The organism is Bacillus sp. YBsi01, from assembly GCF_038406745.1.
GTDB classification, from domain to species: Bacteria; Bacillota; Bacilli; order Bacillales; family Bacillaceae; genus Bacillus; species Bacillus siamensis.
The window spans coordinates 1,705,659-1,720,545 of sequence record NZ_CP151679.1 but is presented as its reverse complement, the minus strand read 5'-3'; the positions used below and the strand labels follow the sequence as shown (position 1 = coordinate 1,720,545).

Annotated in this window: 17 protein-coding genes; 14 read left to right on the top strand and 3 right to left on the bottom strand. The window is 47.8% G+C overall.

What is annotated here, in order from left to right:
* The first annotated feature begins 11 nt into the window (after positions 1 to 11).
* Positions 12 to 869 carry a prephenate dehydratase gene (gene pheA, locus AADZ70_RS08550; protein WP_016938791.1) on the top strand — a complete coding sequence of 286 codons (858 nt, stop codon included), beginning with the start codon at positions 12 to 14 and terminating at the stop codon, positions 867 to 869.
* Positions 870 to 895: 26 nt separating this feature from the next.
* Here the strand turns inward: pheA and AADZ70_RS08545 are convergent, their stop codons facing one another.
* Together AADZ70_RS08545 and AADZ70_RS08540 are read right to left on the bottom strand one after the other, a co-directional pair.
* Positions 896 to 1,438 carry a transcription repressor NadR gene (locus tag AADZ70_RS08545; RefSeq protein ID WP_016938792.1) on the bottom strand — a complete coding sequence of 181 codons (543 nt, stop codon included), beginning with the start codon at positions 1,436 to 1,438 and terminating at the stop codon, positions 896 to 898.
* On the bottom strand, positions 1,435 to 2,586 hold the full coding sequence (locus AADZ70_RS08540; RefSeq protein WP_342007985.1) for an IscS subfamily cysteine desulfurase: 1,152 nt from the start codon (positions 2,584 to 2,586) through the stop codon (positions 1,435 to 1,437). Before AADZ70_RS08540 ends, AADZ70_RS08545 begins: the two co-directional genes overlap by 4 nt.
* 104 nt (positions 2,587 to 2,690) lie before the next feature.
* On the opposite strand from AADZ70_RS08540, the gene nadB reads away from it, so the two are divergent.
* The 12 genes from nadB to yajC all read left to right on the top strand — a co-directional run bounded on the left by nadB (position 2,691) and on the right by yajC (position 13,627).
* A complete protein-coding gene (gene nadB / locus AADZ70_RS08535) occupies positions 2,691 to 4,256 on the top strand; it encodes an L-aspartate oxidase (RefSeq protein ID WP_342007984.1) in 1,566 nt (521 codons plus the stop codon).
* Complete coding sequence (gene nadC, locus AADZ70_RS08530; RefSeq protein WP_342007983.1) at positions 4,238 to 5,086, top strand: carboxylating nicotinate-nucleotide diphosphorylase; 849 nt, start codon at positions 4,238 to 4,240, stop codon at positions 5,084 to 5,086. The genes nadB and nadC overlap by 19 nt, the downstream gene beginning before the upstream one ends.
* Positions 5,086 to 6,189, top strand: a complete 1,104-nt coding sequence (gene nadA, locus AADZ70_RS08525) for a quinolinate synthase NadA (protein WP_099744705.1) — start codon at positions 5,086 to 5,088, stop codon at positions 6,187 to 6,189. The genes nadC and nadA overlap by 1 nt, the downstream gene beginning before the upstream one ends.
* Before the next feature lie 126 nt (positions 6,190 to 6,315).
* Positions 6,316 to 7,536: a SafA/ExsA family spore coat assembly protein gene (safA, locus tag AADZ70_RS08520; RefSeq protein WP_342007982.1), complete on the top strand. Its 1,221-nt coding sequence runs from the start codon at positions 6,316 to 6,318 to the stop codon at positions 7,534 to 7,536.
* 146 nt (positions 7,537 to 7,682) lie between these two features.
* A complete protein-coding gene (locus AADZ70_RS08515; protein ID WP_016938799.1) occupies positions 7,683 to 8,276 on the top strand; it encodes a YhcN/YlaJ family sporulation lipoprotein in 594 nt (197 codons plus the stop codon).
* A 408-nt stretch (positions 8,277 to 8,684) separates the two neighbouring features.
* A complete protein-coding gene (locus AADZ70_RS08510) occupies positions 8,685 to 9,161 on the top strand; it encodes an intercompartmental signaling factor BofC (protein WP_032864880.1) in 477 nt (158 codons plus the stop codon).
* Between the two features lie 134 nt (positions 9,162 to 9,295).
* Positions 9,296 to 9,901 (top strand): Holliday junction branch migration protein RuvA, encoded by a 606-nt coding sequence (gene ruvA, locus AADZ70_RS08505; protein WP_003152683.1) that lies wholly within the window; start codon positions 9,296 to 9,298, stop codon positions 9,899 to 9,901.
* A 10-nt stretch (positions 9,902 to 9,911) separates the two neighbouring features.
* The gene (gene ruvB, locus AADZ70_RS08500; protein ID WP_045926484.1) at positions 9,912 to 10,916 is read left to right on the top strand and encodes a Holliday junction branch migration DNA helicase RuvB; all 1,005 of its coding nucleotides are present in this window, start codon (positions 9,912 to 9,914) and stop codon (positions 10,914 to 10,916) included.
* Positions 10,909 to 11,109 (top strand): DUF2905 domain-containing protein, encoded by a 201-nt coding sequence (locus AADZ70_RS08495; protein ID WP_003152687.1) that lies wholly within the window; start codon positions 10,909 to 10,911, stop codon positions 11,107 to 11,109. Before ruvB ends, AADZ70_RS08495 begins: the two co-directional genes overlap by 8 nt.
* A 25-nt stretch (positions 11,110 to 11,134) precedes the next feature.
* On the top strand, positions 11,135 to 12,163 hold the full coding sequence (gene queA, locus AADZ70_RS08490) for a tRNA preQ1(34) S-adenosylmethionine ribosyltransferase-isomerase QueA (RefSeq protein WP_342008053.1): 1,029 nt from the start codon (positions 11,135 to 11,137) through the stop codon (positions 12,161 to 12,163).
* A 27-nt stretch (positions 12,164 to 12,190) separates the two neighbouring features.
* A complete protein-coding gene (gene tgt, locus AADZ70_RS08485; protein ID WP_342007981.1) occupies positions 12,191 to 13,336 on the top strand; it encodes a tRNA guanosine(34) transglycosylase Tgt in 1,146 nt (381 codons plus the stop codon).
* Positions 13,337 to 13,366: 30 nt separating this feature from the next.
* On the top strand, positions 13,367 to 13,627 hold the full coding sequence (gene yajC / locus AADZ70_RS08480) for a preprotein translocase subunit YajC (protein ID WP_012118091.1): 261 nt from the start codon (positions 13,367 to 13,369) through the stop codon (positions 13,625 to 13,627).
* 51 nt (positions 13,628 to 13,678) lie between these two features.
* Here the strand turns inward: yajC and AADZ70_RS08475 are convergent, their stop codons facing one another.
* Positions 13,679 to 14,065, bottom strand: a complete 387-nt coding sequence (locus AADZ70_RS08475) for a TIGR04086 family membrane protein (protein ID WP_016938805.1) — start codon at positions 14,063 to 14,065, stop codon at positions 13,679 to 13,681.
* Positions 14,066 to 14,229: 164 nt separating this feature from the next.
* Here AADZ70_RS08475 and AADZ70_RS08470 point away from each other — a divergent pair, with 164 nt between their 5' ends.
* Entirely contained in the window at positions 14,230 to 14,886 is a 657-nt protein-coding gene (locus AADZ70_RS08470; protein WP_099744700.1) for a DUF421 domain-containing protein, read from the top strand.
* Position 14,887: the final 1 nt, after the last annotated feature.

Sequence of the window (14,887 nt, the reverse complement as noted above, 5' to 3'; positions counted from 1 at the left end):
AGAAGAGAAACATGAGAGTCGGTTATTTAGGGCCAGAAGCCACATTTACACATCTAGCAGTCAGTTCCTGCTTTCAAAACAGCGTGACACAAGCACCTTATCATACAATACCGGCGTGCATGGATGCGGCGGTTGCGGGAGAAGTGGATCTTGCATTTGTTCCTTTGGAAAACGCGCTGGAGGGATCGGTTAACTTAACGATTGACTATTTGATTCATGAGCAGCCTCTTGCGATTGTGGGGGAAATGACGCTGCCGATTTACCAGCACCTGCTCGTTCACCCTTCGAGAGAAAATGAGTGGAAAAAGCTTGAGAAAATTTTTTCTCATTCACATGCGATTGCGCAATGCCACAAATTTCTTCATCGGCATTTTTCGTCTGTTCCTTATGAGTATGCGAAGTCAACAGGTGCGGCTGCTAAGTATGTGAGTGAGCATCCGGAACTTCCGATCGGCGTGATTGCGAATGAAATGGCGGCTGCTACATACGGATTGAGCATCGTGAAACGGGATATTCAGGATTATCAGGATAACCACACGAGATTCGTCATTCTTTCGCCTGAAAAAGACGTCTCATTTGAAGTGAATGCAAAACTGTCATCAAGATCGAAAACGACGATGATGGTGACGCTTCCCCAAGATGACCAATCAGGCGCACTGCACAGGGTGCTGTCCGCTTTTTCATGGAGAAATCTGAATTTATCAAAGATCGAATCGCGCCCGACAAAAACGGGTCTCGGCAACTATTTCTTTATCATTGATATTGAACAGGCGATGGATCAGGTGCTCATTCCCGGAGCCGTTCAAGAGATGGAAGCCCTCGGCTGCCGGGTCAAGCTTCTGGGAACATATCAATCCTATTCGATATAAAAAAAAGCCCTTCTGGGGGCTTTTTTTTAATCTTTTATTAATATACCCGCGGCGTCTAAGGCTTGGCAGGCTTGATCAATCCGCTCTTTCGTCGGTGCGCTTAACGTATGGAGATGCACGCCTCCTGTCAGTTGTGAAAGGTAAGCGGCATTTGTCGAGTTAATGTGATCCATGAATTGTTTAACTTCTTTCCGTGTGCTGACTCTTATGGCAGCGGTTAAATCGCCGTATACGGGGTGTTCAATGATGACGTCCTTTATGGTGACCCCTTCATCGACGATGAGTTCAAGCTCTTCTTCCGTCCGCTCCGGGCCGTGCAGGCAGGCGACAATCCGTTCGGCGTTTTTTTCGCCGCCGGCATTCATGCTGATGTATAAATAGCCTTGGCTCGTTGCGATAATCGGTTCGCTTTTTGCTTTCAAGAGTGATATATCTTGTACGATCACCTGTCTTGAGACATTTGCTTTTTTGGCCAATTCGCCCCCTGTTAATGGTGAGCCGGCTTCTTTCAGCCATTGAAGCAGCATGTCGCGTCTTTTCGCCCCCGTAAGCTTCGTTCCTTCTGTCAAATTGCTGATTCTCCTTTCTTTTGCTCCCATAGCGCCGTAAGTGTATGTATCAGCATATCGAGCTGTTCACATGTTGTTTCATTTCCGAATGAGATCCGGAAAAACTGCCGCGCTTCCCGTTCGGTTTTTCTCAGCGCCTTCATAGCTGAAGAAGGGCCGTGACTGCCGGCGGAACATGCGCTCCCGGTTGAGATGCAAATATCATTACGATTACATTCTAACATAACATATTGTCCTTCAAAGGAGTGAAAAAAACACCCGACAATGTGGGGCAGGCATTCACCGCCGGTTTCTTCCTCTGAAAATGTAATAGGGAGGCCCTGAAGCCGAATTTGTTCATAAAAATATTTCCTCAGCTTCTCTGCATGCTCACGGTGTTCCGCCATGTGTTTCACTGCATACTCCGCAGCAGCGGTAAAAGCGCCGATGGCCGGTACATTCACGGTACCGGGCCTGAACCCGTTTTCATGCACGGTATGCGGATAAACCGGCTTCCAGCTGACGCCGGGCCGAATGTAAACAGCCCCGGTGCCTTTCGGGCCGTATACTTTATGACCGGAGACGGAAAGGGCGTCGATTCCCGTCTGATCTGCATTAATCGGCAGTTTGCCGAAACTTTGAACACAATCGCAATGAAGCAAAATGTTTCGATGGTGAAGAAAAGCGGCCAGGCGATCCACTGGCTGGCTGAGCCCGGTTTCTGAATTGGCGTGCTGTATAGAAACAAGCCCCGTGTCAGGACGGATATGAGCCGCCAATATGTCCTCGGTTATAAGACCGTTTCTGTCGGGGTAAATGACAGTGACTTCAATTCCCTGATCAGCTAAAAACGCCGCGGCATTATGGATCGAATGGTGTTCCATTGCGGTCGTAATAAAATGTTTTTTGTGAGAGGGAAGGCCATGCAGCAATGATTGGACGGCCAGAATGTTCGCTTCCGTGCCGCCGCTTGTAAAATAAATGCCTTCTGCCGCTCCGCCGATCAATTTTCCTGCAGACTGTCTGCAATATTCCAGCACATCCGCCGCTCTCCCTCCGGCATCATGAAGGCTGCTTGCATTTCCGAATACCTCTGTACTGAGATGCTGAAAGACTTCCGCGGCTTTTTGGTTTAAAGGCGCTCCCGCCGCATAATCAAGATAAATCATACAGGCCGTCTCCTATCCGTTTATGTTAAAAAAAGCTTGAGTTTATTTTATCCTTGTGTAAATATAGGTGTCAAGACAGGTGTAAATATAACAGGAGGGTGATTATGTCTGGAAAAACAATTATCATCATTGGTTCGGGGACGGCGGCCCTTGCCTGTGCTTCTGCATTTCCTCCGTCATACCAAGTGACCGTCATAACGAAAAGAAACGTAACAAACAGCAATTCGCATTATGCTCAAGGCGGGATTGCTGTTTCATATGCAGAAGATGACTCCATTGACTCCCATGTGAACGATACACTGTATGCGGGCTGCGGCCATAATGACGTGACAGCCGTGCGGGATTTGCTGCAAAGCGGACAAAGCATGATAAACAGGCTGATAGAAAGTCAATTTCCATTTGATACGAAATCAGACGGAACATTTTGTCTCGGCAGGGAAGGCGCTCATTCTAAAAGACGAATTCTGCATGCCGGGGGAGATGCGACCGGGCGGATTTTGGTTGAGTATCTGCTTCGGCAGCTGAGGGACGGCATACGGATCATTGAACACGAAACGGCTGTTGAGCTGCTGATTGAACACGGACGGTGCGCGGGCGTTGCCGTAAAGGATGCTTCAGGCTCCGTTTCTTACAGAAGAGCGGATTGCGTAGTGCTTGCATCAGGCGGCTGCGGCAGTCTGTATCAGTATCATACAAATGATTCCGCCATAACGGGAGACGGCATCGCTCTTGCCTTACGTGCGGGAGCAGAGATCACGGATATGGAGTTCACCCAGTTTCATCCGACCCTCCTTGTGAAAAACGGGACTGTGTACGGGCTGATTTCTGAAGCTGTGAGAGGGGAAGGCGGATATTTAACGGATCGTTCAGGCCGCAGAATCATGACGGGCAGACACGTGCTTGAAGATTTGGCGCCGAGGGATGTCGTTTCACGGGCGATTTTCGAAGAAATAATGAAAGAAAATCCAGTTTACATGAATTGCAGCCGAATAGCCGATTTTAACAAACGTTTTCCGACCATAACAGAAATTTGTAAAACAGCCGGCGTTGATATTGAAAGCGGAATTCCCATAGCCCCGGGGATGCATTTTTTAATGGGCGGAGTAAAAACCGATACATGGGGGAAAACGTCTGTGCCTGATCTCTACGCCATAGGTGAGACAGCCTGCACAGGCCTGCACGGGGCAAACCGGCTTGCGAGCAACTCGCTGCTGGAAGCTTTGGCTAGCGGACAAAGGTGTGCGGAACATATCATTCAAACACCGTTAAACGGAAGATATAAAAAAGCTTCGAAAAAATCTGACGTCATCTTACAAGTGCCGGATACAACGCTTCACATGCTCCAAGCCAAAATGACAGCCGGAGCGGGCATCGTCAGAGATAAAGAAAACATGCAGGCGCTGGCATTCTGGCTTAACAAAGTACCTGTTCATCATATGAATGTGAAGGATATCACAACGGAACAAGCCGAGCTGTCCTGCTTATGGCAGACCGCACAACTCGCCGTATCTTCAGCTCTTATCCGGGAGGAAAGCAGAGGCGCCCATTTTCGCGCTGATTTTCCCGGGACAGAGAAAGAGTGGCATGGAAAACAAATCATTCATTCAACATCAGGAACAGTTATCAGAAAAAACGAAGGGATTGGAGAAATATGGACATTCTGCAGCTGAAGCAAATGCTGACACATTTTTTTCAGGAAGATATCGGAACGGGTGACGTAACGTCACAAGCAATTTTTTCGGATCAGCAATGTAAGGCGGAGATTATCGCAAAAACAGACGGTGTGTTTGCCGGAGAAGCCGTTATCCGTGAAGGGTGGAAGCTTTTAAACAACGATATCCGCGTCCGCTCTCTGAAAAAAGACGGAGAACGGATGAAAAAAGGGGACGTGCTTGCTGAAATGGAAGGCCCGGCGGCGGCTCTTCTAGCGGGGGAGCGTGTCATCCTGAATCTTATCCAAAGAATGTCAGGCATTGCGACAATGACGGATGAGGCCAAAAGGCGTCTTGATGATTCGTCCATTAAGCTTTGTGATACGAGAAAAACGACACCGGGGCTCAGAATGCTGGAAAAATACGCCGTCCGGATCGGCGGCGGCTGTAATCACCGCTTCGGCCTATATGACGGCATCATGATTAAAGATAATCATATTGCCGCCTGCGGATCGATAAAGGCGGCCATGGAGCGGGCGAGAAAAGCTGCGGGGCAAATGCTTGCGGCAGAAGTCGAAATCGAATCCGAAGAGCAGCTGCTGGAGGCAATAGAAGCGGGCGCAGACGTTATTATGTTTGACAACTGTCCGCCTGAGACCGTCCGGCGTTTTGCGGCCATGACACCGGCCCATATCAAAACGGAAGCATCCGGAGGCATAACGCTCGACACATTGCCTGCTTATAGAGGAACAGGCGTACAATATATTTCACTCGGATTTCTGACTCATTCAGTAAAAAGCGCCGATATCAGCATGGATGTTGCGGCGGAACAGGGGGATTTTTCATAATGTCTATCTTTGACGTGTTAACTGCATCAGCTGACATGATGCCGAGCCATTATAAAAACTTGAGTACCGAAGAAATGGAGGAGCGGGTCGCCGCGATTAAACGGTCCTTCGGAAAACGTCTGTTCATTCCGGGACATCACTATCAAAAAGATGAAGTGATACAATTCGCCGATACTGCCGGTGACTCCCTGCAGCTTGCCCAAGCAGCCGAAAAAAATAAAGATGCGGAATATATTGTGTTTTGCGGCGTGCATTTTATGGCGGAAACGGCTGATATGCTGACTGATGATAACCAAACTGTCATTTTGCCCGATATGCGTGCCGGCTGTTCGATGGCTGATATGGCTGATATACAGCAGACAGATAAAGCATGGCAAGAGCTTCAAGAGCTGTACGGTAACACCATCATTCCGTTAACATATGTTAACTCGACGGCGGAAATTAAAGCATTCGTCGGGCGGCACGGCGGAGCAACCGTCACTTCTTCGAATGCCCGGAGCGTGCTGGAATGGGCTTTTAAACAAAAGGAAAGAATTTTATTTTTGCCGGATCAGCATTTAGGCAGAAATACAGCATATGACCTCGGCATTCCGCTGACAGAAATGGCTGTATGGGATCCGGCTCAGAACCGATTGCTTACTGACCACCCGGAAAACATTAAGGTCATCCTTTGGAAAGGACATTGCTCCGTACACGAAAAATTCACAGCGGAAAATATTTCTCAGCTGAGGCAGCGGGATTCTGACATACGCATTATCGTTCACCCGGAATGTTCGCGGGAAGTGGTCTCGCTAAGTGATGACAGCGGATCTACCAAATACATTATTGATACGATTGAACAGGCTGAGCCGGGAAGCAAGTGGGCTGTCGGCACGGAAATGAATCTTGTGCAGCGCCTCATTCAATCGCACCCGGATAAACAGATTGAATCACTGAATCCGGATATGTGTCCGTGTCTGACAATGAACAGAATCGACCTTCCGCATTTATTGTGGTCGCTTGAGCAGCTTGAAAAAGGCGAGCCGAAGGGTGTCATTAAGGTTCCGGAAGCGGTTCGGACAGAAGCGCTTCGTGCGTTGAACAGAATGCTGAGCCATACGTAAAAATAAAAAACTCCCCTCCTTTCCAAATTTTTTATCATCATGCCCAGCTCGCCTGCATATAGTGTGAAGAAACGTATTGTAATGACAAATGTACCGTTCACGTTTTGTGCATAGGAGGGGAAAACGTTGAAAATTCATATCGTTCAAAAAGGCGATTCGCTCTGGAAAATAGCTGAAAAATACGGAGTTGATTTTGAAGAATTAAAGAAATTGAATAATCAGCTGAGCAATCCAGACTTAATTATGCCTGGAATGAAGATAAAGGTGCCTTCAGAAGCCGTTCCGGTCAGAAAAGAACCAAAGGCAAACTTCGGAACGTCTGCGCATAAGCATGAGCATCCATATGCCAAAGAAAAACCGAAATCAGTTGTGGACATCGAAGACACCATACCGGAAGAACCAAAGCCGTCAATTCCGTATGTGCCGCCGATCCCTGAAAAGCATGAAAATGTGCTGCCGGAAGCTGATATGAATCAGTATTATCCGACCAATCAGTTGTTTCAGCCGTGGTCGCCTCCTAAGCCGGAGGAACCGGTGACACATTTTGTCGAGCCGAAAGAAAAAGAGCATGACAATAACATTCCACAACAGGAGGAAATGATCAACATGGAAAACGCGAATTACCCGAATATGCCAAAGGCGCCTGAAGCCGGAAAGATGGAAGAAGAAAACGCAGCTTATCATCTGCCGAACATGCCAAACATCCCGAATGTCCCATTTCCGAATATGCCGGCCGTTGAACCGCCTTTTATGCATTATCCGATTCCGTGCATGCCTTGTCCTTGTCCGGTTCCGGTGACACCGATGCTGCCGGGTTCGGGATTATGCCATCCGTGCTTCCCGGTAGGCGGAGGTTTCGGCGGTTTTGGAGGAGGTTATGGAGGCTTTCCGGTAATGCCGATGCCGTTACCGTACGGATTCCATCATCACGGATTCCATCATCCGGGATTTGGGCCGCAAGCGGGTTACGGTGAATATGAAAACGAGGCCCATGAAAATGCAGAGCATTTTGATGGTTTTACATCTGGTTTCGGCGGTGCTCCATACGGACATATGCCGTATTACGGCGGCTATTCATCACATTACGCAAACGAGCCGCATCACGATGGAAAATTTAAGGACGATGATTGCGGCTGCAATGATTCGCATCATCACCATCATCACCACCACGGTTCACATCATCATGGCTCACATCACCATCACGCCAATATACCTGTGCAGCCATATCCGAATATGGGCGCAAATGCCGGATATTTTATGCCTTACGGCGGAGCAAATCCCAATGCCGCGCCGAATCAGCCGAGTCCAAATCAAGTATTCGGACGGCCGGAGGAAGATGAAGACTAATCTGTCGGGACGATGTATGTCGTTCCTTTTTTTATGTCCGAAGAAGAATGGACATAACTTACAAGCTTAAACCCGCCGCCGGCCGCACATCCTAAACATGAGCGGAAAACGCTCACACAGCGATGAATCCACGGGGGGTTTTTCCATTGGGCAAAAAACTGATGACGATCGCAGGCGTTTTAGCCGTGACTGCAAGTTTAACGGCATGCGGAGCAAATAATGCCATGAATGACGGACGCTACAATCAGACAACACGTCCGGTCGGGTATTATTCAAATGACAATGATAACGGCAGACGCCAGTACGGAATGGACCATCAAGGACCTGTTTCCGAAATGATGGAAAACCGAAACGGCCGCCGGGATACGACAAACGTGTCTTACCGAAACGCGCCGAATAACGGGGTTCCGTTAACAACGGACGGCACATATAACGGCCGCAACGCCAATACGCCGCCGGCCGCTATGTCTTATAATGGGTATGACAATGCCGAAAACATCAGAATGGCGGCAAAAATTGCAAACCGCGTGAAAAAAGTAAAAGGCGTACAGGATAGTCAGGTCGTCGTAACTGACACGAGAGTCGTCATTGCTGTCAGAACAAATCATCCTTTTACGAAAAATGATGATAAACATGTCAAACATGCAGCCAAAAAATTCGCGGACGGCCGCGCAATTCAAGTATTTACTGATAACGCCACTTTTACAAAGCTTCAAGACATGAACAAAAACAGCCGTTAGACGGGACTGCCGGATGATTTCATCCGGCAGTATTTTTTCATCATTTCTTTACATAGTCTTAAAACGCTCTTTATATTGCGCTGTTAACATAAAAGCAAAATAAAACGTAACGGAGGAGCCGGGATGAAAAAAACGGAGCGCGACAAAAGCTGCGGGACAAAAACTGTGTATTTGACTGTAAGAGGATGCCGACTCAAACTGACGCCCGGACAGATGAAACTGATATCAGCCTGCCGGGCATAATACACCGGGGCAGCCTTTATAAGAGGGCTGCTTTTTTTTCGGCGAAACCGTCAAAAGAAAGAAAACGGTTAAGCACCGGCATCTTTGGTCAAACTAGCATCAAGAGTTTGATTGAATAAAGAGGTGTTATTGGTGAAACGAATTTGCGGTGGGCGTCTTTTATTTATGCTTATCTTATCAGCTGCAGTCCTGATTTGCGGAGGAAACAGTGCATACGGGGCAGAGGTCGAGCATTACGGGCCGCTTCGGGTGCACGTCCAGCTGGAAAAGGTTTATCTTGACGGTGATGTCGGCATCGAACATACGGATGAAACCGTTTTGGCGATGGAAGACTTTTGGGCCGCATACGCCGGCTGGACGCTTGTTGAGCAGAAAAAAGGTTTCGTCCTTTTCCGTAAGCATGTTGATGATATTTCTCCGCTCAGTAAGGTAAACGGTTATATCGGTGTCACGGACGGAGGGGTGATTTCCACTTTTCACGGCCGTCCCGGATCGCTGTCGGAGCCGATCCAGTCTTTCTTCCAAATTGATTTAGAGCGGTTGGAAAGCCGATTGCAAAAGCATTTGGAGCATGGTATACCGTACAGGACAAAAGCGGAGTTTGAGAGCGTGATCGATCATATTAAGACTTACAGCGGCTGACTTTGACGCAAGACATGTGACACATGTCTTTTTTTTCTGAACGGAAGGTGTCAAAGCGAACATACGTTAACTTTTCTATAAGACTTTGGCTGTTTTTGTGTTACAATGATAAGCAGTCAAAGAGGTGAATAGGTGTGATTGAATTCGTGAAGGGGACGATTGATTACGTATCTCCCCAATACATCGTGATTGAAAACGGCGGAATCGGCTATCAGGTCTTCACTCCGAATCCGTTTATTTATAAGGTAAGCAATCAAGAGACCATTTTTACGTATCATCATATAAAAGAAGACGCCTTTTCTCTGTACGGCTTTTCAACCAGGGAAGAAAAAGCGCTTTTCACAAAGCTGCTGAACGTCACCGGCATCGGGCCGAAAGGGGCGCTCGCCATTCTCGGTTCCGGTGATCCGGGAGCCGTCATCGAAGCGATTGAACAGGAAGATGAAGCCTTTTTGGTGAAATTTCCGGGTGTGGGCAAAAAGACGGCGCGGCAGATTATTCTTGATTTAAAAGGCAAACTGGCCGATGTCGTGCCTGAAATGATTGATAACCTGTTCAATCATGAAGCGCGCATTGAAAAACAAGAGGCTGAAACGGCGCTTGACGAGGCGCTTGAAGCGCTCAGGGTTCTCGGCTACGCTGAAAAAGAAATTAAAAAAGTGCTTCCTCACTTAAAAGAGGAAACGGCGCTTTCAACAGATCAATATGTGAAAAAAGCATTGCAAAAATTATTAAAGTAAGGTGATGTTCATGGATGAACGGCTCGTTTCAAGTGAAGCAGACAGCCATGAATCAATAATCGAGCAAAGCCTCAGGCCGCAGAATCTCGCCCAGTACATCGGCCAAAAGAAGGTGAAAGAAAATCTGCGCGTGTTTATCGATGCGGCGAAAATGAGGCAGGAAACGCTTGACCACGTTCTTTTATACGGGCCTCCGGGTCTCGGAAAAACAACGCTTGCGTCGATCGTGGCCAATGAGATGGGTGTGGAGATGCGGACAACGTCAGGGCCGGCCATTGAAAGGCCGGGAGACTTGGCAGCCATTCTGACAGCGCTCGAACCCGGTGATGTGCTGTTTATAGACGAAATTCACAGGCTGAACCGTTCAATTGAAGAAGTGCTGTACCCGGCGATGGAGGATTTCTGCCTTGATATCGTCATTGGTAAAGGCCCGTCCGCCCGCTCCGTCCGTCTTGACCTTCCGCCTTTTACGCTGGTAGGAGCGACGACCAGAGTGGGATTATTGACCGCACCGCTCAGAGACCGGTTCGGGGTGCTGTCGCGCCTTGAATACTATACGCAGGAAGAGCTGACAGATATCGTGTCACGAACGGCTGAAGTATTTGAAGTGGATATCGAAGAAGCGCCGGCTCTGGAAATCGCCAGACGGTCAAGGGGAACGCCGCGGGTTGCAAACCGGCTTCTCAGAAGAGTGAGAGATTTTGCCCAGGTGCTCGGCGACAGCCGCATCACGGAAGAAATCGCTCACGACGCGCTCGAACGTCTTCAAGTCGATGCGCTCGGCCTTGATCATATTGACCACAAGCTGCTGATGGGCATGATTGAAAAATTCAGCGGCGGTCCGGTCGGCCTTGATACGATTTCCGCGACAATCGGCGAAGAACCGCATACAATAGAGGATGTGTACGAACCGTATCTGCTGCAGATCGGATTTCTTCAGAGAACGCCGAGGGGACGGGTCGTGACCCCGGCTGTATATGAGCATTTTCGATTGGAGGCGCCTGCCTGTGACTGATTTTCCGAAGGTTCTCATGGTTCTCGGTGCTGTTTTGCTTATTGCCGGCGCAGTCTGGCACTTTGTCGGACGGCTGCCCGGAGATATTTTCGTTAAAAAGGGAAATGTCACATTTTTCTTTCCCGTTGTTACTTGTATTGTAATCAGTGTGATACTATCCATCCTGCTCAATTTTTTCGGCAGAATGAAATAACAATAGACAGAATAAAGGTGAAATGATGAAAGTCGATTTATTTGATTTTGAACTGCCTGAACGCCTCATTGCCCAAGTGCCGCTGAAAGAGCGTGACGCATCACGGCTGATGGTGCTTGACAAACAGACGGGCGTGCTGACGGACAGTTCATTTAAAGAGATTGTCAGCTTTTTTAAAGAAGGGGATTGTCTCGTCTTGAACAATACCCGTGTGCTCCCTGCCAGATTATTCGGCACAAAAGAAGATACGGGAGCGAAAGTGGAGCTCCTGTTGTTAAAACAGGAAGAAAATGACACATGGGAAACGCTTGTAAAGCCGGCGAAACGCGTAAAAAAAGGAACGGTCCTGACATTTGGGGACGGCCGGCTGACAGCGGTCTGCACGGAGGAACTTGATCACGGCGGCCGGAAAATAGAATTCCGGTATGACGGGATTTTTTACGAAGTGCTTGAATCGCTCGGTGAAATGCCGCTTCCTCCTTACATTAAAGAGCAGCTTGATGATAAAGAACGGTATCAGACCGTCTTTTCAAAAGAAATCGGGTCCGCCGCAGCCCCGACTGCCGGACTTCATTTTACGGAAGAGATTCTGGACGAGCTGAAGCAAAAGGGTGTGCGGATTGAATTTATCACCCTGCACGTGGGACTCGGCACATTCCGCCCAGTCAGTGCGGATGATGTGGAAGAGCATAACATGCACGCGGAATTTTATGAAATGACGGAAGAAACCGCCGCCTCTTTAAACGAGGTCAGAAAGTCGGGAGGGCGCATCGTGTCAGTCGGGACGACATCAACGCGCACCCTTGAAACCATTGCCGGCGAGCATGACGGCGTATTTACCGCTTCAAGCGGCTGGACGTCGATCTTCATTTATCCGGGATATGAATTTAAAGCGATTGACGGCATGATCACCAATTTTCACCTGCCGAAATCTTCGCTTATCATGCTTGTTTCTGCGCTTGCCGGCAGAGAGCATGTTCTTTCCGCCTACCGTCATGCGGTAGAAGAGGAATATCGTTTCTTCAGCTTTGGCGACGCCATGCTGATTATCTAATTTGAATGACAGGAGGCCTCATACAAAGTGGCTGAACAACCGATACGTTATGAACTTATAAAGGAATGCAAACAAACGGGAGCGCGCCTGGGCAGAGTTCATACGCCCCACGGCTCCTTTGAGACGCCTGTATTTATGCCGGTCGGCACGCTTGCTACGGTAAAGACGATGTCTCCGGACGAGCTGAAATCTATGGATGCGGGTATTATTTTAAGCAATACGTACCATTTATGGCTCCGCCCCGGACAGGACATTGTAAAAGAAGCGGGCGGGCTTCATCAGTTTATGAACTGGGACCGCGCGATTTTAACGGATTCCGGCGGTTTTCAGGTCTTTTCATTGAGCAAGTTTCGTAATATAGAAGAAGAAGGCGTACATTTCCGCAATCACTTAAACGGAGACAAGCTGTTTTTATCTCCGGAAAAAGCGATGGAAATTCAAAACGCCCTCGGTTCTGATATCATGATGGCGTTTGATGAATGTCCTCCGTATCCGGCAGAGTATGATTACATGAAACGCTCTGTGGAACGGACCAGCCGCTGGGCGGAACGCTGCCTGGAGGCGCACGGGCGCTCTGATGAGCAGGGGCTGTTCGGAATCGTACAGGGCGGAGAGTATGAAGACTTGCGGACACAAAGTGCCAAAGACCTGGTTTCACTTGATTTTCCGGGTTATGCCATAGGCGGATTATCTGTCGGCGAGCCGAAGCACGTCATGAACAGAGTGCTTGAGTTTACAACTCCGCTTTTACCGAAGGACAAGCCGAGATATTTAATGGGTGTGGGTTCTCCGGATGCCTTAATTGACGGCGCCATCCGCGGCGTTGATATGTTTGACTGCGTGCTGCCGACCCGGATCGCCCGAAACGGCACGGTGTTCACGAATGAAGGGCGTCTGAACATGAAAAACGCCAAATATGAGCGCGATTTCCGACCGATTGACGAAGAGTGCAGCTGTCATACATGCAAAAATTACTCCCGTGCTTACATCAGACATTTGATCCGCTGCAATGAAACGTTTGGAATTCGATTAACAACTTACCATAACCTTCATTTTCTGTTACACTTAATGGAGCAGGTCAGACAAGCTATCCGAGAGGATCGTCTTGGTGATTTCCGAGAAGAGTTCTTTGAGCGTTACGGCTATAATAAGCCAAATGCGAAAAGCTTCTAAATAAAACCATTTTTGAAAGGAGGGTAACAGATGGGTACTTTAGGTACAATCGTTCCTATTATTTTGATGTTTGCAGTGCTTTATTTCCTGCTCATCCGTCCGCAGCAAAAGCAGCAGAAGGCCGTACGCCAGATGCAGGAAGAGCTGAAAAAAGGAGATTCAGTGGTGACAATCGGAGGATTGCACGGCACTGTTGAGTCAATTGATGAAAGCAAGGTCGTCATTAAAACCGGTGATAACACCCGTTTAACATTTGACCGCCGCGCAATCAGAGAAGCTTCTGCTGAATAACAGCGAAGCTCATACATACTAAAAAAGAGCGGAGAATCCGCTCTTTTTTTATTACGCTGATCTGCTTCCCTTCAAATTCACTCCGAAAATCCCGCCCAGCATACTGACTCCCAAAAAGCCGAGATGAAACAAAAGCTGACCGGATGTAAATGATTTTCCGAACCCTAAATATTGAAAAAGCAAGATGATTAATGAGAAACAAACGGCGGTTAACGCTCCGATCATCCAGCCTTTTTCTTTTGCTTTGCCGCCGGAAATAAAACCGCCGGCAAATAAAGAAAGAAAAGAAAGCGCGGTGACCAGCCAGCTGAAAGATGACTCTTCCATTGACGTAACCGTCAGCAGCAGTGAAATCGCCAGACTCGTAAGAAGCATCACTGCAAAGATAGCCACTAAGCCGTACAAGACGCCTTTTCCCACTTGTTTCGTTTCTTCCATTTTGATCTCCTCTCCGCTCTGCGGCCTGATATGACAAGCCGGAGCCCGTCTTTTTCTAAATGTATTCTCTGAATGTTCGGATTAGACGTAAAAGCATCATCTTCAGTTCATTTCTTACATAAAACAGAGCGGATCGCAAATGCTATGACCGTTGGAGGTGCGATATGGGAGATATTTTCATTATTACGTTTCGTACGATAGTGCTTTATTTTATCATTCTTGTGATTTTCAGACTGATGGGAAAACGGGAAATCGGAGAACTGAGCATTTTAGACCTTGTCGTTTCCATTATGATTGCCGAGATTGCCGTATTGGCAATTGAAAATGTAGAAGATAAGCTTTTGCATACCATTGTGCCGATTGTCATTTTAATGATTATTCAAGTAAGCCTTGCTTTTGTCTCGCTCAAAAGCCAAAAAATACGGCAGCTGCTTGACGGAAAACCCACCATTATTATAAAACAGGGGAAAATTGACGAACGGGCGATGAGATCGCAGCGCTACAATTTTGACGATCTTCTTATGCAGCTGAGGGAAAATAACGTCGAAAGGATTTCTGACGTATCATATGCCATTCTGGAGTCTTCGGGCAAACTGTCAATCGTCAAAAAGAAAAACAATAAGGATAAGCAGATGGAAACATCGCTTATCGTTGACGGGGTCATTCAGAACGAGCATCTGGACAGAATCGGGAAAGATAAACACTGGCTCGAAAAAAACTTAGCGAAAAGAGGATATCAGGATCTTTCGGTTATATCATTCTGCACGTTTACGGACGGCGCTTTTTTTATTGATCTTAAAGATGAAAAAGGAGAGCCTTAAC